This is a genomic window from Nitrobacter hamburgensis X14 (genome assembly GCF_000013885.1).
Lineage (GTDB): Bacteria > Pseudomonadota > Alphaproteobacteria > Rhizobiales > Xanthobacteraceae > Nitrobacter > Nitrobacter hamburgensis.
In genome coordinates this window covers 2,175,775-2,193,298 of record NC_007964.1, presented here as the reverse complement: position 1 = coordinate 2,193,298, position 17,524 = coordinate 2,175,775, and the positions used below count along the sequence as shown (strand labels likewise).

Sequence of the window (17,524 nt, the reverse complement as noted above, 5' to 3'; positions counted from 1 at the left end):
GAAAAAGGATCGCCAGATCGGGAGCACTGACCATGTCGACGGACGACGATGACGAGAACGGCGCCGGCGTGCGGCGGGCACGCGAGGTCGCATCTTACCTGAGGGGCAAGGCGCCTCCCCCACCCGAGCTTGCCTGCGCGCCGCGGCTCCAGGGCTGGCGAGCAGTCATCACGCGCACCAGCAGCGACGATGGTCGGCTGCGCCTGCTCATGGTTCTGGTCGGGCGCGTCACTGGCCATCCACAGATCGCTGACGGCCGGACGATTCACACCTCGGAGGTGATCTGGCTCGATTGCAACCGCAACTGGGCGCGAAGCTGGAATCGCCTCTACCGACTTGGCGCGCCGGCCGGCGACGATACTGATCCCGGAGAAAGCGAAGAGAGTGCGGCGTGAACACGAAGCAAGGGTGGAAGCCATGATCAAGGTCACCATCACCCAGAACGGCGAACTGCTCGACACGATCGAATTCGACGCGGACAACGTTATCGCCAGCGCGGGCGGCCTGAGGGTCGTCTTTCGCGACGCGATGCAGGACTGCCCCGCCAACGGGCTCTGGCACCGGGTCACGCATGCGGCCGGTACCGTCGCCGGGCGTAGATATCTCCGCGGAGCCGATAAACCGCACGACGCCGTGATCGACGGGCCGCTATCCATCCTCGACGAGGCGCCGGACCTTCCGCCGGATCACCGCGATGACATCGAACAGGACCCAGGCGCCCGCGCCGATAACGATCTCTACCATCTCGACCGCGATCCGGACGAAACAGATGAGGAGTATCGCGAGCGCTGCAAGATGCTCGGTTGCGACGAGAGCGGCCACATCCGGCTGCCGCGGCGGCGGCCAGTTGCGTGCCTGGTCCCCTGCATCATCTGTGGCCGGCCACTCGAGGACGATAGTGCCGGCAACAACCAGCCGGTCCGAGGTCTGGCGTTTCAATGTGGGGGGCACTGGCCGAGCGCAGTATTCGACGCCGCGCCCGGCTGGCTCGAGATCAACATCTGCGAGCCCTGCCTGCAGCGCGCGGCCGGTCGCCAGCTCGTGTTGCACGGAGATCGCGCGAGTCGGTCTTTGCCCGCCATCTACAAGCTCTGGCAATGGCCGAAACGCAGCAAGGATCATTTGCCATGAGATCTGCCAGCCGGGGCATCATTCGATCCCAGTTGACGACACGAACGCAACAGGGGTCGATCCACATGGCCACGATCCCGATCCCGCGCTGGAGGCCATCATGGAGCAGCCGCTGTGCTCATGGTCCAGGCTTTGCCAAGGCCATGCGATTTAGGTGGAGAAAACAATGAGAACGCTTGTGCTGATCGAGGATGACCATGCGGCGCGACCCAGTGGCGTCCGAAGCAACGGACTGCGACGGCAAGCAGCGGAGCACAGCAGTCGCGGTCGAGATGCAAGGCGCGGCGCTCAGACTAGATTGAGCTATTTTGCAGTAGGAGGGATGCAATGCTGGTTGTAACGATCGATCTCGTTCCGGGCGGATTTGAGCCAATGCGGCGCACAATCGCTTCAATGCGAATCGCGAACATTTCCGATCTGGCGGAGGTCTCCGATTATCGGGTTGAGGCGAGCGAGACGAGCAATCCGCTTGTCGGCACTCCACCACGTAACGCCCAGTGCTTTGTGCACGGTCACGCGCGCGCGCAGTCGGTTTGGGCTCTGCTCGCAAAGGCATCCGAGGAGATCATGAAGACGGATCCACCGAATTCTGGCGAATAGGCTTGAGGGCCGTTTGAGGTTTACGCCGAGCGGTGCAGCAGCATCTTCCTGTCGCCCAAAACATTTTTGCTCGTCTTACGCGCCAAGCATTACGAGCAACCACCATGGCGACATCCACTCCTGCTGCTCATCAGCGTGAACCGAGCCGGCTCGCCGCCTGAATCGGGACGCTACGGACGGGCCGCTTCCGGGTCGCGCGCCGGCTCTTCGAGGAGACAATGAGGACATGCTTCGATTTGTTAATCGGCGCCGAACTTGGCCCCGTGAACTATCGGCCACAATTCCTTGTCGCAGTTGACATAACCCGCGCCGGGGTGGGGTCAAAACCGGCGCCTATCGTGACCCCACTCCGACGAAGCTTTCTCAATCTCCTTCAGGACGTTACTGCTCATCCTTCGAGCGACGTGACCCCGGCGCCGTTTTACAGCAGTACGCCCGCGCCCTAGCCAATTTGTGTGTGACTTAGTGGTGAAAATGCTCGCATAGGATGGCCAGATTCGGCCAAAGTGCGCCGCAAATCACCCCAAAGTATCGCCGCCCCCTCTAAGAACCGCCGCGACAGACCTGAGAAATAACAAAAACCCGCCGAAAACGGCGGGTTTCAAATTGTTGAACTCTGTTTGTTGAACTCTGTGCGGAGTCCCACAAATCCGGAAGAGTTCTTACCCACCTTTCAGATCAGGCCGCTTTCAAGAGCGGCGGCTTGCCCAACTTCTGTCAATCGAATGATTGGCCCCTGCAAGCAGGGGTCCTCATTGGCCTAGAATGGCTGCCGATCATGCTTCTCCCAACGGAGCCGACGAACTCTATGTTCGTCAGTCTTGAAGACCACCCCCTCGATACGGTGTACCCGAACGCTATCCGGCATTACGCGAAGACTTGGCTTTCGCGGATCGGGATCGACCTTTGTCCAAGGCATTGCAGGCATGGCGGCAAAATCGGGCCATCCTAGCGTCTTATCCTTTTTCTCATCTACCTTTGGTGCAGGCGGCACCTCCTCGATCACCGAGAAGTCGTCCTCCCAACCATCCTCACCATACTGACCCGTCCTGGCATTGATCTCAGTTCCCCCCGGGATGTCCATGTCCTCGACGCGCGCAGCCTTATGGAACAGCACGACGTTGAGCACGTCTCCGGCAACCTGAACCGATGGAAAGATGATGCCATCGATGCGTACTGAGGATTCCGTTGCCAGAAAATCGGCGACGGCCTGCGTCGCCAGGTACTCGAAAGGCTCATCGTCGGGCATGACTGGCTGCGTGATGCGGCCGCTAAGAGATCTCAGGAATTGCGCTCGCTCCAACCGGCGTGCGAAATCGAATTCGAAGATGCTGCCACGCACCTGCACACTCTTGAGCGCTGTCAGATCAAGCAACCGAAGCTTCCGGATAATCTCGAATTGCGCGACAGCGACCTGACTTCCAACCGGAGGCCGCACCTCGGCGATGGCCGCCTTAGGATCATTGGCAGCGTAGAACACGGAAATGCCGCGCGCATTCATACGACCTGCCGCAGCCAAAAAGGTCGGCGGCGACCCGAGCTGCTGATCAGGCCGACACATCGCCGCCTCCAGCTTGTCGTCGGACTGGAAGACCCGGGCGCGATAAAGCGTATGGAAGACCGTTCCGGGCCCCGCATCCACGACAAGGGGTAGGCCTTGTTTTGTCTGTAAGTCGTCAACACCATCGAAGATCGCCGCAAGATGCGCAGCCGCTGTACGGCTGAAGAAACGTGCCTCGGTCTTCAGGGAGTTCTCGAAGCGAGCCCAGTCTTCGCGCCAAGCACCATCGCTGACCTTTTTCTCCTGATAATTGCTGCCGCTCGCGAACTCTGTCTCTTCGCCCATCGCTGCGCTGTCGAAATCGCTATGCTCGTCCTCGAGGATCGACTGGATGTCCTGAGCGGCGTCTTCCGAAACTTCGGCGGCGTTCAAGATCGCGTATATGACCTCTTCGCCATGTCGGCTCCATTCGTAGCTCGACTCCTTATCACGCTGGAGCATATGCTCGTAGTCGTTCGGTTGGTCTGACGTTCGGTCGTAGTGCTGTTCGAACGCAGTTTCCACACGCTCAGCGACCTTGCCAAGGCTGTAGGTACGACGGGTCTTTTCGCAATAGCTGCATTTGGCCCGCTTCCCCTTCGCGTGAATTTCATCGCTGAAATGCTGCTCGCCAACACAGGCATAGCACATGTGTTTTGCTTTGAGCTCATCAATGTTTTCTGAATGCACGATGCCCCCTGCGCCTTCCCCAGGCATTACGAATTCGCTGCCCCAGCGAACTCTCTTCGCTTCCAGTGATCCTTAAATGATTTCGTTGAGCTCTTCAGACATTGAAGAGAACGTCAGCGCTACAATGCCTCGCTCGTATCTCGTGGAGCTGAAGAAAATATTTCCGGAAACAAGGCAAGTGCGATCTTTCCTGCGACGCTCTGACGGCTATCTTGCGCAACAGCGCGTGCCTTTATGAGTTTACTGCGCACACTCTCGACCTCAAAAAGCGCCTCCCTGCTCGTGAGCTGAGCGAAGGTGCGGATGAGACGCATGTAACGCTGCCGTCGCCCGACGTTGAGGAAGGTATTCAGCACCTCGACAAGGTTCTGTTGCCGCGACCCGACCGGCCGACCGTCGACCAGCGAAAGCAGGCAATTGATCAAAGCATCCATGTCAAGGTCGTGGAGCTCACTGACGCCAATCTCGGCAAACTGCAGTTTGGCAACAAGCTCACCGAAAAGAATTTCGCGCTCTTTCCACTTCGTGCCCCGTTCTCCAAGCGCGCCACGCCAGCGCGCGAGAAACTCCCGATGCCATGATAGCCTCGACGGCACTGCGTTGGCGCGCCCTCCGTCGAGCCAGTTGAGATCGGAGATGCTAACAAGTTTCGAGCGCCAGGCCTCGCCATCCATCCAGAACGCCCGCAAAATGACGTCATACCTCTCTTTCGAGAACGTGATCGTTTCTTCGTCCATTGAGAATAGGTTTTTATCGTGAGAATAGAAGATATCCTCAAACGAGCTGAGTAGCCGGCCGTTCGTAGGCGGCTCAAAATTCCAGGTCAGCCACAAAAGGCGAATGGACGCATTCTCATAGAAATCTTCACGCTGCACGATGATGGGAATCTGCGTGGTCGCCAGTTGAACCTCGACGACGAGCGGCATACCATCGTAGATCGCGCGGACATCCGGGCGGCGGCGCCCGTTCTCTTGAATGAGATATTCATCGACAACAACGCTCCCTGCCGCCGTGCGGGGATCGACCGTCAACAATTCACCAACGGTCTGCTTGATCCTGGCATGAAGCGGGCTTTCCTGTGCACCTTCAAATTGTCGCGCACTAACCGCGTCGACGCCCGACGGCGCCCCAGTCCACCACGGACAATTTTGTGACGCACCCGGATGGTGTTTCCAATAAGGCTGGCCGGTCCTGCCCTCGCGCGGTGCATAGACGGCATGACCGCAGCTTCCGCAGACGTAACGTGCCTTCCGGTCGAGTCGTGCCCGCGTCGCGGCGCGCCGGACGATCTGATAGTCGTCCTTGCTCATCGACATTAGCGCATCGCTTGTAATGGTCTGCATCGAAGAAAAATCTACGGCTCTCTTGAGTGTTCTCCGGAATACAGCCTCACCCATCTACCCGAATCTCCCCAGCGCCGGCATAATTATAGACCTCGGGGGTATAATCTGATCGAGGACCTTGTTCTTGCCCATTCGACGCACCAGAGCGAACGTCGGCAATTGCTGCTCATTTTCTTCAAATAGGTTCGAAGGCTTTGACATCGTGTCCAGTCGAACTCGATTTTTGGCCTGTCGCGCACCCATCGACACAATTAGCCCCCGGAGCCTTTGGGGCGGATTCAATGATTCCAATAGTTTAGCAAACCGATTGGGGACATTTCTTAAGCGCCCATCCGCCGATGACCCGTTAACAGCAAACGTCTCTCCAGATGTCGGTCCATTCCATAGTGTCCATCCATTGAGATAGAACACAGCAATGCCCTACAACTTTCCAGACCTTCATGCCGAAAAGAACAGCGTCGTGCGAGAGTTATTCATCTCCACGGCCGATGACAATTACATCTTGGCAAGATGGTGCTTTCAGCAAAAGCTGAACGTCGATTTCTTCTGGCTGGCGGTCCACTGCTTAGAAAAGTATTTCAAGGCCGTCTTGCTGATGAACGGCCGCTCCTCGAATGGACACGGACACGATATCGTCCGGCTATATGACGCGGTACAGCCTCTGGCACCCGAATTACTGATCTCTGAGTTCGCCAGACCCGAGAATATGCCGGCTCGCATGTGGCGCAATGAAACGGTGATGGAATTTCTCACTCGGCTCTATCAGGATGGCAACGCGCACAACCGTTACTTGATTTATGGATATGTCAGAAACGCCGAAGATCTCTTCAAGCTCGACCAAGTCGTATTTTCAGTCAGACGACTCACGCAAGCTCTAGAAGTTCGATACGTGGGCGACGACGAGAATGACGGGTTGCCGACATACTCCCGGCGTGAGGCATTGGCGAGGAGACCGACCCGGCATGAAAACATGCAGAGCAACTTAGAACAGACAATGGAAGGCAAGCGCGGCGTGGAATTGCAGAGAGTGCTCCTCAACTGGAATTTCCCTTTTCCGAAATCACAATCGAGTTTATTGAGCCTGACGTCACGAGCGTTCCGGAACGCCCTAACGGTAGTTTTGCAACGCAAGCGCGCAAGCGAAGGCGTAATGATCACCGCCCTCACCCGGAAGGAAAACGAGAAACAAAGCATACTGTGTTAATCGGCGCCGAACTTGGCCCCGTGAACTATCGGCCACAATTCCTTGTCGCAGTTGACATAACCCGCGCCGGGGTGGGGTCAAAACCGGCGCCTATCGTGACCCCACTCCGACGAAGCTTTCTCAATCTCCTTCAGGACGTTACTGCTCATCCTTCGAGCGACGTGACCCCGGCGCCGTTTCACACCCAGCGAGCGCGTAGAACGGTCGGCGTAGCGTCAAAGTTTTGCGCACTGATAATTGGGCTTAATATTGGCATTCAAGTATTGGCCCTTTGAGTCTGCGTGTTGGAACTCTTGATATCTCCACTCTTCGACAGCGTGATATACGTACGTCTCACCGGACTTTAGAAACCGCACGTGAAGTTCTTGTGTCTCAACGTCGTAACCGAATGCTTCGATGTTAGTGGAGTCGATAAAAATCATTTCAGGCATTTGCCTGCCCCTCCCCATCTTCGTCCTGGTCATTCTCAACTTCAACAGATGTTGACTGAGCACGCCAATTCGCCAGCGCTTGCGTATACCGGTCGCCGTCTGGACGATCCGGTACTTGCCATACGTCGGGGAGCTTTGGATCGTCGCCGACGGGTTTCTGCTTGGCCTTGCGCACTCTGACGCGCGACGGGATCGGCATCACCTCGCCCAGGAAGACCCCCTCACCCGTCCGCAGCGAAGACAACTGGTCCACCAGTCCACCCAGGTCGTCAGGGACCGCTGCTGAGACCTTGGCGCGGTCCGCCGAATTGGTAAGCCGCAGCGCAATCATGGAGCCACACTGACTTAGAATTGCGCTGTCGATCTCGGATGGGCGCTGCGTGACCAGCATGAGGCCAGTCCCGTATTTCCGGCCTTCTTTTGCGATCATCGACAACGTGCGATGGGCCGGCGTGTCAACGCCTTCCGGAACGAAGCGATGCGCCTCATCGAGCACCACAAGAAGCGGCTGCAGCCGCCCGCCGATAGGGAGGTCCTGCGCCCAAAACAGCATGTCGTAGACGATCCGGAGCATTGTGCCGACGATGGTTGGAAGAACCTCCGACGGTAGTCCCGAGACGTCGAATATCGTTATCGGCTTGTCGTGTCCGACCCAGTCCCTGACAAGCGTGTTGAGGTCGTTCGCGACCTCTCCATTCAAGTCGGGCTCGTAGCCTCCGCCGGGCGAGAAAAGGAACGAAAAACGGGCGTCCTTGAGGCGACTTCGCATGAGGTCGAGCTGCCGCTCAAGGTTGCGTTTTTTCTGATTCTTGTAGGGCGCCTGATTATATGGACTGGCTGCCGGATACCGGTCCGACCGGAGCAACATCGCGTCTCCGACTTGCTCCGGAGGATGAACGTTGGCGTCGGTCTGGTTCGCGCTGACGGGGAACGTCATCCTTTCGAACTTGTCGAGTTCGTACCACAGCTTCTTGATGCTGAACGGCACCGGGGTGTCCGCCGTCAGTGTTTCAGGCGGCGGCGGCACCGCGAGATGCGCGGCCCCGGCCACCTTCATATCCAGCACCTCGTCGCGAATCGTGGCCTCGTGGTTGGGCTGAAGGCCGCCCAGTGTGAGTTGCTGAAGTTCGACAAATGGAAGTGCCCAGAACGGCACCCAAAGAGCCCTTTCACCGGCCGCCTCATTCGGCCGAATGCGAAACACTCGCGCACGATCGCCGAGCGCGGTGGCATATTCGCCGTGCGGATCGATGACGATCGCGCGCGCATTCGGCAGACTTCCGTCAGAAACGGTCTCCAGGAGAACGGTGACGAGATTGGATTTTCCGGCGCCGGTTGAGCCGACGATGGCGCTATGGCGGCTTACAAGGCCGGCAACGCTGATGTCGGCCGATATTCCCGACGCCGCCGCGATGCGCCCAACCGAGATCGTGCCTTTCTTGCCCTTAGCCCAGCCATAAATGACCTTCAGGTCATCGTTGGTCACCAAGTGCACTTCATCTCCGACAGTCGGGTATTGACCCACACCACGTTCAAATTCGCCGCCGAGGGCCTCGCCGAACAGCACGATCGTCATCCAGCGCTAACCGGAGAGATGAAGTCGCATGTCATCTTCAAGCGCGGCACCGAATGCTTTCTCCGCGCTGCCTGGCGGGGCGGCATCGGCACCGATCTGCGTACATACGGCGTAAAGGTTTGTGTACCCAAGGGGCACCCTGAAAAACCCGCCGATTTGCCCGACGCGATACGACTCGCCGCCGATCATGACGAGAGTCGACGGCATGTCCTCGCGCAGGCGCACACGGATGATCGCGCCCGTGACGGACGCGATCTGACCGATGTACGTGGGGTCGCCGAGCGGCATAGGTCGTCAACCCGCCATTGAATCGAGGAAGTTACAGAAGCGAGCGAAGTCGCCTATTTTCATCAGCCCTGTCTTGGCCGTTTCCGGAGCTCCGGCGGCGGCTGGAGTCTCCTGGAGTTCGAATACGCCATCCATGAATGCGGGGGTGTCGGAGGGAGCCCACTTCGCGCGGCGTCCCCCGATCACGCCGGTTTTCGGACCGACCACGATCAAGTTCGAGCGCTGATAGGCGCGCTTGATCAGGACGCTGTCCTCCGAAAGCTCCTCGAACTGCAAGGCATAGACGTGGGTGCGTGGTCTATTTTCCAAGGCGCCGAAAATCAGGTTGTTGATGTGTTCGTCGCCAAAGCTGAATCCAGCCACGATCAGCAGCGCATCGTCTTGTTCGAGAAAGCGGGTCAATCTGTCCACGAAAGCCGCATACGGCTAATGCCGTGATTCGTCGTATTTCTGGGATGACGGCAGGATCATTTCGTCGGCGAGGTCGGGATCGCCGCGGACGACGCGCATGCGCCCATCCTGCTCGATGCGTCGCCACGTGACCGAGCCGTGCATCTTCCACAGGCGGGTCCAATGTGGTCCTGGTGCCGTTTCGGCTCGGCGCAAGCTGTCTGCGAGAAAGAAGGGCTGATAACTTCCGACGAAACCGTCGAAGACGGGAACACGCTCGGACTCGAGGCCGTGCTCGATGAGAACGTCGTAATTCACGGTAAAAATCTCGACACAGGCTTTCCGAGACGTCTTCGCAAGCCACCGCGCGAATTTCCGATGCGGAAAGTCTGTGGGAAGCCCCTTTAGATCGGGCGTGACGAGCCTCGCGATCGTTTTTCGCACTGATTCCTCGAGCTTCTCCAGCTCATCCGTCTTCAGGCCGGACAGCGTATCGTCCTTACCGATCGCGTTAAGCATCATCCTCAAGCGCGAAAGAATGTTCTCAACGTGCGGGTCCTGCTTGGCTTCGACGCACTGGGCCTCCATCAAGGCCCACGCCTTTGCGTATTTTTCGCCCAGGTCGGCACCATCCTTCTTGCATGCAGCCGTGAGGCCGGGGACCGCGGGTATCAGCGGCTGCGCTGGTGCGCCGTCGCCGGTCGGCACCCTGACCGAGCATGAGGTGCCCGCACCAAAAAAGAATGCTATCGGCTTGTCGTGCCGCGCCAGATGGTCCCTCAAATCGGTGAGCGTCTTCTGCGCGTCGTGCGACTGTTGCTCCCCGTTCATGCTGGGCCCCCTGTCGTGACCGGAAGGTTTTGAGGTGATGCCGGAGGACGCGCGTCGCCCGGCGATCGTGCTCACTGGTATTGAGAATGCTTGGCCGGAGTGCGAAATTCGCGAATCAGCCGTTGTACCCTAGACGAGAAAACAAGTGTGTGCTGTGGCAGACGAAACGGAAGCGGCTTACAGGCGTTCGGACGCGTTGGCGAAGCGGCGGCTATTGATGGGGGAATGGGAGACGTACTGTGCAGGCGGCCGGAGTGTTCGGCACGGCTGACGCCTGAAGCCGTTAAGGCGTTTCGCGCTTTGGGGCTGATGCCACGCCACTATACGTCGCCGCGTAGACTGCCGCGTCTTTTGCGGCTCTAATTTCGCGGGCGGCTTTGAGAGCCCGGCGCAGAAAGTGCAGGCCGGGCAGCGGATTTTCACCTTGTCATCCATGGCCATACCCCCCTTGTGAGAAAGGGTAGCGTTGCGCAACGGGATTACAAAATGCTAAAAAGAATCGATAGCAATGTGCTTTCTTCTTATCGAGCGTTCGCATCATCCGAACAGCCGCTAGGCCGCCCACCGTCACGTCTGCACGCCCGATAGGCCCGGGGCACAACGTACGATCCCGCCCATACCCCACGCCCTGCCCGCTCCGCTTCTTTCTGAGCGCCTGCATACTTGCCACGCGAATACCTAGGCCAATCGAACGCGAGCCCTCCCCGCACAAGCCATTCCCCAACGTCTTCGCCATCAATCGAACAAACCGCCACAACTCTCCCATATTGATCCCTGCCGACGCCTTCGCAGCTTACCGGCCTGCCCGCGATATGCTCGTCAAGTTCGTTGGCTGATTTGGCCCCACATCGATATTGCAGGCTGTCGTCACCGCGACAGAGTTGGGATGATTCGGGCGCGTCGATGCCTGACAGGCGGATTCGCTGTCCGTGAATTTCGAGCGTGTCGCCGTCTATGACGGATGCCTGCCCAGTCAGGCTTTGGGCGAGAGCGGTCGTGGCCAGCATCGATGCGAGGGCGGCTAGGAGCAGTCGTGCCATCAGGCGATGATCAGGCCGTCCGGGTGCGAAATACCACGACCACAAACAGCGCCATGGCCAACACCACGACCAACGACCCGATGATGGGCGCTGCGATATAGGCCTTGCCGCCCACAAGCACGAGGGCTATTCCGGTTGGAAACAGAATGCTGCCGAGAATGTGAAGCCAGCCCTGAATCCGGGCCAGCGTCATTCGGCCTGCGGCCGGAAACACCCGGTAATAGAGGCCAAACAGAAACAGCAGTACGCCGCCGACCAGGTTGAGGTGAGCATGAGCCGGCGCAAGGACAAAGTTCTGCTGAATCCCCATTGTGATGCCGGCAATCATGCCGGCCAGCAAAATCACCACACTCACGCACATCATCAATGATCCGATCATCGTCCTCTTTCCTATTGATGTCTGACTAAAAGGGGCAACCCGGGGTGGAGATTTAGCACAGTTTGCGTCTTTAACTTACCTTCCACCCGGTCGCCGTCCAAAACGATTCATATCAGGCGGCTCGCGCGGTGAATGACGGCAAACCTTAAACAAGATCAATCGCCCGAAAGCGACAGTTTGGGAGTCGCAGTCGCGCAGGCGATTGAGGCTTGCGACGGCGATCTGCGCGCGACGATCGTTGCGAACGAGTTTTTGGAAAAGCAAATCTCGCACGGCTACCGGCGCGGCGAGAAGGATGGAAGGTTCAACACCTACTCGGGATAGTGAGGCGTGTCATGATCGATGTCGCGAAAGAGTTAGAGGAACGCTTTGACTTCGCAGCGGCGCATTATCAGAGCGTCGGCGGCCGTAGTGATTTAGATGATCTGGTCGAGCTATTGGAGCGGTTGCGAGACACTGTTGACCAGATACCCGGGCCAATGATCGAACGGGCGCGGGAGCTTTACGAATTTGTCGGGCCGGAGCAGTTTGAGCAAACATTGGCCGCGGCGGTGCAAGGTGTAGGTAGGACGTTTGCGCCGAACGATGCGTCCGACTTCGTGAAGATGCTGGATTTGTCTTTGTCGTTTTTGCAAGCTGCGTGGTGGGCTGGCGCTCGCAGGAGAACTACGAACTGACGAGCGAGCGCGACTTCAAGCGCATCGAGGAGATGGCGATACCTTTCAGGTAAAGGATCGGCAGCAACGTCTCGATCGACTTCGAGCGGCGCACGTAGGGCGGCAGGATCGCCGGCGTGAAGCGGATACGGATGAGGTTATAAGCTGGGCTCAGGTGGCCTTGGATAGCTTGCCTAGGGGCCGCGAACTGCCGGGACCGTCGATCAACGCCACAACGTCCGCCGTGGTCAACGGGCAAGCCGTCGACCACGCACAACTAAAGCACCAGCCACATTGCAAACGAAAATCCGGAACGACGACCGGACAATCAGGTAAGGAAAATCGCCAACAACACGATAACGGTGGCGGCGGTCGCTGTGCCCAATATCCCTATCTTGAGGAACGTCTTATACTGCTGCTCGTGCGCCGGATAATCCATTCCTTCCGCCGTCGAATACAAAATTTCACTATGATCAGACATGTCAAGTCTCTCAAGGTACTGTTGATCTTGCCTCTCCCACGACGGTGACCGGTGAGACAGATATAGCTGCCCGCAGTCGCCGCCCATTTATGCAGTTCTGCGGGCTTACCCTTGCGGGTGTTCGCGATGGTAAGCGGTAGTCTGACGCTGGCCATAAGCTATAGCTAGAGAGAATATGGTTATGACGCCGGTAACAAGCGCGGTCACAATGGTTGTTTCGGTTGGCATGTCGATCTCCCTTTTTGGTTTCGACGAGCCAAGAATACATACAAATCTCATGCATGTTTTGATCTAGCTCAAAGACGCCGTTCTGGGGTAACGGATTTTCTATGCTCGGCGCTTCTGGGATGGGGATGAGAGGATTGCTACTCGTCCGAGCCGAACGATGCTTGGGGCAGCGGGGCCATTCGCACCAGAGCGAAATAGCCCGCTAGTCTAACCGTTCTTCCTAACCGTTCTTCTCGCACGGGTGCCGACGCTTCAAGGCCTCACGAACGTCGTCGTCCTCCAATGCGTCCTGAACCCAACGTTGCTCGGCAATCTGCTTGTTCGCGGTTGTGGCGGATTGTGAGGCAATCGCGCGTTCTCTTGCTGGTCGGCCATCACTCTGCTCATGGGGTTAAGAAAGCACAAGGCAGCATGTGCCGCGGCCGGACGAATGCGTTGAGCGAGATCAATAGTTACTTGTCTCCCAAGCGGGTGAACGCCGTCCAGCGGTTAAGCAGGTAATTGATGGCCTTAGCGGTGTCGTTGCTTGACTGTGAATCGGCACGGCGGGTCAGATTGCTGCAGGTGCCGGCAGTAATGCCATAAAGACAGTCGGGAAAAAGCCAATCGGAGTGGGGTCAGGATCAGCGCCGATCGTGACCCCACTCCGACGTAGATTCCGTTACTTGTCACAAGGAGCTAACGCTGTAGCTTCAAGGGGCTTTGTTCAACGCCAATTTACATCCGTCCGCACCACAATATCGCCGATCGCAATCCCAAGCCGGGCCAGCCGAGCCGGACGCTCCTTCAACGGCTCTTCCACCATCAGCGACGCGAACGTCGACCCCGGAGCCTCTCGCGAAGCCAATTCGCTTCGCTGGCGAAGCCGCCGACGCCAATCGTAAACCTGCCAGCGCATCGCGCCGTGCTGGCGCGCCACCTCCGACACCTGAGCGCCGGGCATCAAACTCTCGGCAACGATCCGCGCCTTCTCAGCCTCCGAGCGCGTCCGACGCTCCGATGGTCCTTCAAGCACTTCAAGTCGGCTGACACTTCCAATCGTTGAGACGTCCAAACGGACGTCCTTTTTGCCGTCCAATCCCATCCCAAACCTCCGTTCAAATCGGAGGAAGCTTCGCATGTTCAATTCGATCCCGACACCAGGGGATCAAATGAGCGCTTACGTCTCGGATGCGGCACCCGCGACACCGCCATCACGAGGCGATGGCAGTCAGGGGGCTTTCCCGACGGATCGCTCAGGATTGTCGCCACCGGTGAACGACAGGGCGGTGAAACCGCCTAGACTTCACGAGACCGTCGATCTCGTAAGCCGCCCGGACCATCAAGGCCTTCGCGGCTTGTCAGGATAGCGTCAACTCGTCATGCGTGGCCAGATGGTCAAATTCGTTGAGTCCTGCCCGTTAGCCTCACCAGAAGCGGCCGCGCGCAAGCTGGTCGAGATCACCCGAACACCGCGTTTTTGCGGGCCGGCGGCAGCGTAGCGGAGTATGGCGCCGGCATCGCGCACGGCAAAGCCCTCCGGAACCCGGATAACGGTCCTGGAAACGACAGAAAGCTCGACGCCATGAAGGCACCGGGCTCTACGATTGAGCAAGTTTTATCGTCGAGACCGGCCGCTTGCCATCGTGACCTGTGATAGAAACTCGGAGTCCGTGGAATTCATCAAGCCAAACCTCTTCCACTGTCCCTGCCGTGCCATCGGCCAGTATGACCGCTTTGCCAACAAGCTCGCCTTGCGCCCACTCGAAATTGGCGAGAATTGTGGACGCGTAAGCCTTTGCATTGGGCATGAGTAAGTTCGGAGTGTCCGTCGTCAGATAATTGAGGCTGATCAGGCCATTCGAGAAGAGAGGCTTTGGCTAATCAGGGGTAGAGTTAGCGCCCCACAGCTGCGGGCTAATTCAGGCGGCCCGGGCCACTTCTGGCATTGAACAAATTAGAAAACAGGCTCCGGGTTTCAAGTGTTCTCACAAAGTTTTTTTGGATTCTTCGGCCGAGCGGGATGCCGGCGGGTTCGTGAGACGGCGTTCTTAAGCGCTGGCCGGCCGCCGTGTTGCCAACACCAGGCGCAGCGACGATAACGGTCGGGATGCCGCGAGAGGTCCATGCCGAGGGCCGAGCCGGCATGGCAGCTTGAAAGGGCCGCGCCATCCACCCGAAGTGAGCAGCGCAACCTAGTCCGATTAAAAAAACTCGTCCGAGTGAGCATGAAGGAGCGGCCCTTAAAGGGCTTAGCATCGCCGGTGAACGGCCGATTGGCCGGCGCCTATCTCAGCGGCCAAACTCGTACTTTCCCGCCCGCACCGCGTAGCACGTGATCGGTCCGACAGGCGCGGTGCGGGTGATTGCATCTGGCCGAAATCGCGACCGAGGTTACATTCATAGCGCGCACAGATTGGATCACGCATTCGCCCCGTAGGTGACGAGGTCGGTATGGCCGAAGCCCTTGCTGTAATTTCACAATACGCAAAATCTTCTCTCCGTCCGCCGGATCGGTCACGGGCTGCGCATGCCCTGCCATTGATAACCCGGTGATGGCCATCAGCTGATCTGTGTCGTGGTCGATGGTCAGCGACACCCGATCATCGCGGGCGAGATTGTTGGCCTTCTGGCTGTTGAGGCCGCACATAAAATAGAGCGTCAAGCCTTCGTTTGCGTAGCCGACGGTTGTCGCCTGCGGCCAGCCATCGGGCCGGTTCGTGGCAACCGTCATGACCCGGTGCTCATCCAGAAGCTTTTGCATCTTTTGCCCCATCTCCTCATTCATAGGTCGCCTTTCTGACTGGGTGTGCGCAAAATGACTCCGAAAGCGCGAACAGGAATTGATTTAAATCAAGCTGGGCCGACGCGACTTATTGCCGTTAGCCTGCCACCGCAGGCCTTTTCTTCCAACGAAGCGAAGCCGCTATGGTGCCTGCACCGCAGGTCCAACTGGTATCTTTACGCGCGACACCCATGTCGTCGTGCGCAAGATGGAGAAGTTGGAATGGTAGGCAGCCCCGCGACGCATGAATGAGTACGAACTCTCGCGCCCGGCGCAATTCGGCGCGCCGGCGCGAGTCTGCGCCGAAAGTACGTGACCATCACAACTACACGCTGCGCACCAATGGCGCGATCCCTCACGCATCAACCCGGATGAGGTTTTCAGCAAACACAGGTAGGAAACCCGCTCAATCGCTTCCCTCCTCATTCGTCCGGTCAGAGTGCAGCGGCCAAAGCCGGTCCATTACGAAGTATGTAAACGAAGTCGACCACGCGATAAGAAACAAGCCATTGATACTTTCGAGGCCGGAAATGAGTCGAAACACGCCGGTTGGATAAACGTCCCCGATTCCTAAAGTGGAATAAGACGTCGCGGAGAAGTAGAGGAAATCGGCGAAGTGCTCCTCGGTATGACCCTTTAGCGATCCAAATCCAATCTGCTCAAGCAGCAAATATGCGAAGGCATACAGCCAAACTTCAATCGTGTGGGCGATGAAGCATCCAAAAACGACAAGCAGAACTTTAAGGCGAACCGCGACCTTGAGTGATGGTATCAAAACGGACATGTATCGCAGCGTTTCATAGTGAATAACGATACATGCAGCGACCATGAACGTGGCGAGGGCGAGAGCTTTAAACATAGGTGGGCCTTCCGACAAAGCGCGACTCACTCAATCTTGGCGCAGTTTGCACCATCAGCCGGTTAAGGCCTGAACAACCGGAGCAATCTCCATGCCGTCCGACTACCCGATGCCAACCTTCCCGTCCCAGAAACAGCCGATGCCGGGATCGACCGAGAAAATGGAGCCGCGGCCGGACCACGGGGAAGAGACTTACAAGGGCTCAGGCAAGCTGGAGAGCATGAGGGCCATTGTCACCGGCGGCGCCCGCTCGCTGACCCGGAGCAGCAGTCATCCACGCCATCAATCGAGATGGCGTTCGCAAAGCCCACCTGCGAAAAGTCGCCGAACTCGCCACAGCATGACAGCAGTAACCGCCAATGCAAACATGGCCATGATCAGATCGTAGTAGGGTCATCCATCGCAGCTTGAAATCATCGACGACCGCAGCCATCGCCTTTGACTATCCGCGCGCGCGCTAGTTACGGCGGGCGATGGCCGCGCGGTATTGGAACGTGGCCATGAGCATTTTGTTCCCGGGTGCGTTCACGCTCCACCAAGCGCCGCTCCGCTCATTTTTGCTGCGTATGCCGCCCAAGAATCGCGCGACGTTGCAGTCGGCCATGCCGGGGACGGCATCGCTGGCGGTGGTTGGTGCAGCTCCGTAGGGTGGAGGGTCGCTTCCATCCCATGCTTGAGCTACCGGCTAACCTGTCTTGCGAACCCGTCGTAACTCGTTGGCGAATGAATGACGATCTTCGATTACAGCAATAGCCTTGTTCGCTAACACGATCTTGTGCCGCACGCCGAGCTTGCACTCATCCATGATTGCGTCGGCTGCAAACTTCTCGACGCTGGCGTACTCTACTCATCCCTGATGAGCCAGACCCTCCCTTCTCGAATTGCCTAATCAGTCTCAAATCATCTGACGACGTCACCTTATCGAACGAAGAAATGGTCCTCGCTTAAGGCCTGGGGAATCAAACTCGCAAATCGGATCGGCAGCATCGTAAAGCCATATCAAGCCATGAATGATCAACTGGTTCAAAGCTCCGATCAACCCGCTCCGACTTTCGCTGGAGCAAGACCGCAGTGATGGCATAGGAGATAGAGC

Annotated in this window: 22 protein-coding genes; 8 read left to right on the top strand and 14 right to left on the bottom strand. The window is 57.9% G+C overall.

Annotation, left to right across the window (positions count from 1 at the left end; genetic code table 11):
- The first annotated feature begins 32 nt into the window (after nucleotides 1–32).
- The 3 genes from NHAM_RS10080 to NHAM_RS10070 all read left to right on the top strand — a co-directional run bounded on the left by NHAM_RS10080 (nucleotide 33) and on the right by NHAM_RS10070 (nucleotide 1,731).
- Entirely contained in the window at nucleotides 33–395 is a 363-nt protein-coding gene (locus tag NHAM_RS10080; protein WP_011510457.1) for a DUF6634 family protein, read from the top strand.
- Nucleotides 396–417: 22 nt separating this feature from the next.
- On the top strand, nucleotides 418–1,131 hold the full coding sequence (locus NHAM_RS10075) for a hypothetical protein (RefSeq protein WP_011510456.1): 714 nt from the start codon (nucleotides 418–420) through the stop codon (nucleotides 1,129–1,131).
- Between the two features lie 327 nt (nucleotides 1,132–1,458).
- On the top strand, nucleotides 1,459–1,731 hold the full coding sequence (locus NHAM_RS10070) for a hypothetical protein (RefSeq protein WP_011510455.1): 273 nt from the start codon (nucleotides 1,459–1,461) through the stop codon (nucleotides 1,729–1,731).
- A 760-nt stretch (nucleotides 1,732–2,491) separates the two neighbouring features.
- Here the strand turns inward: NHAM_RS10070 and NHAM_RS10065 are convergent.
- Nucleotides 2,492–3,988 carry an RES domain-containing protein gene (locus tag NHAM_RS10065; RefSeq protein WP_086008312.1) on the bottom strand — a complete coding sequence of 499 codons (1,497 nt, stop codon included), beginning with the start codon at nucleotides 3,986–3,988 and terminating at the stop codon, nucleotides 2,492–2,494.
- 92 nt (nucleotides 3,989–4,080) lie between these two features.
- Nucleotides 4,081–5,304 carry a DUF6035 family protein gene (locus NHAM_RS10060; protein WP_245270046.1) on the bottom strand — a complete coding sequence of 408 codons (1,224 nt, stop codon included), beginning with the start codon at nucleotides 5,302–5,304 and terminating at the stop codon, nucleotides 4,081–4,083.
- A 415-nt stretch (nucleotides 5,305–5,719) separates the two neighbouring features.
- Between NHAM_RS10060 and NHAM_RS10050 the strand changes: the two genes are divergently transcribed.
- Nucleotides 5,720–6,508, top strand: a complete 789-nt coding sequence (locus NHAM_RS10050) for a HEPN domain-containing protein (RefSeq protein ID WP_011510452.1) — start codon at nucleotides 5,720–5,722, stop codon at nucleotides 6,506–6,508.
- Nucleotides 6,509–6,723: 215 nt separating this feature from the next.
- Here the strand turns inward: NHAM_RS10050 and NHAM_RS29265 are convergent, their stop codons facing one another.
- Entirely contained in the window at nucleotides 6,724–6,930 is a 207-nt protein-coding gene (locus NHAM_RS29265; protein ID WP_430707705.1) for a KTSC domain-containing protein, read from the bottom strand.
- 1 nt (nucleotide 6,931) lies between these two features.
- Entirely contained in the window at nucleotides 6,932–8,425 is a 1,494-nt protein-coding gene (locus tag NHAM_RS10040) for an ATP-binding protein (protein WP_198137021.1), read from the bottom strand.
- A gap of 30 nt (nucleotides 8,426–8,455) precedes the next feature.
- Between NHAM_RS10040 and NHAM_RS27535 the strand changes: the two genes are divergently transcribed.
- Nucleotides 8,456–8,824, top strand: a complete 369-nt coding sequence (locus NHAM_RS27535; protein ID WP_198137020.1) for a hypothetical protein — start codon at nucleotides 8,456–8,458, stop codon at nucleotides 8,822–8,824.
- Here NHAM_RS27535 and NHAM_RS29055 read toward each other — a convergent pair.
- The 4 genes from NHAM_RS29055 to NHAM_RS10030 form a co-directional block, all read right to left on the bottom strand.
- Complete coding sequence (locus tag NHAM_RS29055) at nucleotides 8,810–9,214, bottom strand: SIR2 family protein (RefSeq protein ID WP_198137019.1); 405 nt, start codon at nucleotides 9,212–9,214, stop codon at nucleotides 8,810–8,812. The two genes, NHAM_RS27535 and NHAM_RS29055, sit on opposite strands and share 15 nt — an antisense overlap.
- A 15-nt stretch (nucleotides 9,215–9,229) precedes the next feature.
- A complete protein-coding gene (locus NHAM_RS29050; protein ID WP_198137018.1) occupies nucleotides 9,230–10,024 on the bottom strand; it encodes an SIR2 family protein in 795 nt (264 codons plus the stop codon).
- Between the two features lie 521 nt (nucleotides 10,025–10,545).
- Complete coding sequence (locus tag NHAM_RS24835; protein WP_011510451.1) at nucleotides 10,546–11,064, bottom strand: thermonuclease family protein; 519 nt, start codon at nucleotides 11,062–11,064, stop codon at nucleotides 10,546–10,548.
- A 10-nt stretch (nucleotides 11,065–11,074) separates the two neighbouring features.
- Nucleotides 11,075–11,443 carry a hypothetical protein gene (locus tag NHAM_RS10030; protein ID WP_011510450.1) on the bottom strand — a complete coding sequence of 123 codons (369 nt, stop codon included), beginning with the start codon at nucleotides 11,441–11,443 and terminating at the stop codon, nucleotides 11,075–11,077.
- 177 nt (nucleotides 11,444–11,620) lie between these two features.
- Here NHAM_RS10030 and NHAM_RS10025 point away from each other — a divergent pair, with 177 nt between their 5' ends.
- Together NHAM_RS10025 and NHAM_RS10020 are read left to right on the top strand one after the other, a co-directional pair.
- Nucleotides 11,621–11,767 (top strand): hypothetical protein, encoded by a 147-nt coding sequence (locus tag NHAM_RS10025; RefSeq protein WP_347336449.1) that lies wholly within the window; start codon nucleotides 11,621–11,623, stop codon nucleotides 11,765–11,767.
- 11 nt (nucleotides 11,768–11,778) lie between these two features.
- Nucleotides 11,779–12,120, top strand: coding sequence for a hypothetical protein (locus tag NHAM_RS10020; protein WP_157043589.1), 342 nt, complete (start codon nucleotides 11,779–11,781; stop codon nucleotides 12,118–12,120).
- On the opposite strand, the gene NHAM_RS10015 is transcribed toward NHAM_RS10020, so the two are convergent.
- The 6 genes from NHAM_RS10015 to NHAM_RS09990 form a co-directional block, all read right to left on the bottom strand.
- Complete coding sequence (locus NHAM_RS10015) at nucleotides 12,110–12,376, bottom strand: hypothetical protein (RefSeq protein ID WP_157043588.1); 267 nt, start codon at nucleotides 12,374–12,376, stop codon at nucleotides 12,110–12,112. The two genes, NHAM_RS10020 and NHAM_RS10015, sit on opposite strands and share 11 nt — an antisense overlap.
- A 51-nt stretch (nucleotides 12,377–12,427) precedes the next feature.
- A complete protein-coding gene (locus NHAM_RS24830; RefSeq protein ID WP_081435064.1) occupies nucleotides 12,428–12,580 on the bottom strand; it encodes an aa3-type cytochrome c oxidase subunit IV in 153 nt (50 codons plus the stop codon).
- A gap of 934 nt (nucleotides 12,581–13,514) precedes the next feature.
- Nucleotides 13,515–13,892 (bottom strand): transposase, encoded by a 378-nt coding sequence (locus NHAM_RS10005; RefSeq protein WP_049769322.1) that lies wholly within the window; start codon nucleotides 13,890–13,892, stop codon nucleotides 13,515–13,517.
- A gap of 496 nt (nucleotides 13,893–14,388) precedes the next feature.
- Entirely contained in the window at nucleotides 14,389–14,598 is a 210-nt protein-coding gene (locus NHAM_RS10000) for a PRC-barrel domain-containing protein (RefSeq protein WP_011510445.1), read from the bottom strand.
- 476 nt (nucleotides 14,599–15,074) lie between these two features.
- Nucleotides 15,075–15,575 (bottom strand): pyridoxamine 5'-phosphate oxidase family protein, encoded by a 501-nt coding sequence (locus NHAM_RS24825; protein ID WP_081434979.1) that lies wholly within the window; start codon nucleotides 15,573–15,575, stop codon nucleotides 15,075–15,077.
- 403 nt (nucleotides 15,576–15,978) lie between these two features.
- Nucleotides 15,979–16,431, bottom strand: a complete 453-nt coding sequence (locus NHAM_RS09990; protein WP_041357931.1) for an ion channel — start codon at nucleotides 16,429–16,431, stop codon at nucleotides 15,979–15,981.
- Between the two features lie 500 nt (nucleotides 16,432–16,931).
- Between NHAM_RS09990 and NHAM_RS26640 the strand changes: the two genes are divergently transcribed.
- The gene (locus NHAM_RS26640) at nucleotides 16,932–17,078 is read left to right on the top strand and encodes a hypothetical protein (protein ID WP_157043587.1); all 147 of its coding nucleotides are present in this window, start codon (nucleotides 16,932–16,934) and stop codon (nucleotides 17,076–17,078) included.
- Nucleotides 17,079–17,524 lie beyond the last annotated feature (446 nt).

What these genes read in the sequence shown, in the direction of transcription:
- NHAM_RS29265 (WP_430707705.1), bottom strand. Translation starts at nt 6,930, where the DNA reads ATGATTTTTATCGACTCCACTAACATCGAAGCATTCGGTTACGACGTT.
- NHAM_RS24825 (WP_081434979.1), bottom strand. Translation starts at nt 15,575, where the DNA reads ATGAATGAGGAGATGGGGCAAAAGATGCAAAAGCTTCTGGATGAGCAC.
- NHAM_RS26640 (WP_157043587.1), top strand. Translation starts at nt 16,932, where the DNA reads ATGAGCATTTTGTTCCCGGGTGCGTTCACGCTCCACCAAGCGCCGCTC.
- NHAM_RS10050 (WP_011510452.1), top strand. Translation starts at nt 5,720, where the DNA reads ATGCCCTACAACTTTCCAGACCTTCATGCCGAAAAGAACAGCGTCGTG.
- NHAM_RS09990 (WP_041357931.1), bottom strand. Translation starts at nt 16,431, where the DNA reads ATGTTTAAAGCTCTCGCCCTCGCCACGTTCATGGTCGCTGCATGTATC.
- NHAM_RS24835 (WP_011510451.1), bottom strand. Translation starts at nt 11,064, where the DNA reads ATGGCACGACTGCTCCTAGCCGCCCTCGCATCGATGCTGGCCACGACC.
- NHAM_RS10005 (WP_049769322.1), bottom strand. Translation starts at nt 13,892, where the DNA reads ATGGGATTGGACGGCAAAAAGGACGTCCGTTTGGACGTCTCAACGATT.
- NHAM_RS10020 (WP_157043589.1), top strand. Translation starts at nt 11,779, where the DNA reads ATGATCGATGTCGCGAAAGAGTTAGAGGAACGCTTTGACTTCGCAGCG.
- NHAM_RS10000 (WP_011510445.1), bottom strand. Translation starts at nt 14,598, where the DNA reads ATGCCCAATGCAAAGGCTTACGCGTCCACAATTCTCGCCAATTTCGAG.
- NHAM_RS10060 (WP_245270046.1), bottom strand. Translation starts at nt 5,304, where the DNA reads ATGCAGACCATTACAAGCGATGCGCTAATGTCGATGAGCAAGGACGAC.
- NHAM_RS10030 (WP_011510450.1), bottom strand. Translation starts at nt 11,443, where the DNA reads ATGATCGGATCATTGATGATGTGCGTGAGTGTGGTGATTTTGCTGGCC.
- NHAM_RS24830 (WP_081435064.1), bottom strand. Translation starts at nt 12,580, where the DNA reads ATGTCTGATCATAGTGAAATTTTGTATTCGACGGCGGAAGGAATGGAT.
- NHAM_RS10070 (WP_011510455.1), top strand. Translation starts at nt 1,459, where the DNA reads ATGCTGGTTGTAACGATCGATCTCGTTCCGGGCGGATTTGAGCCAATG.
- NHAM_RS10080 (WP_011510457.1), top strand. Translation starts at nt 33, where the DNA reads ATGTCGACGGACGACGATGACGAGAACGGCGCCGGCGTGCGGCGGGCA.
- NHAM_RS29050 (WP_198137018.1), bottom strand. Translation starts at nt 10,024, where the DNA reads ATGAACGGGGAGCAACAGTCGCACGACGCGCAGAAGACGCTCACCGAT.
- NHAM_RS10065 (WP_086008312.1), bottom strand. Translation starts at nt 3,988, where the DNA reads ATGCCTGGGGAAGGCGCAGGGGGCATCGTGCATTCAGAAAACATTGAT.
- NHAM_RS10075 (WP_011510456.1), top strand. Translation starts at nt 418, where the DNA reads ATGATCAAGGTCACCATCACCCAGAACGGCGAACTGCTCGACACGATC.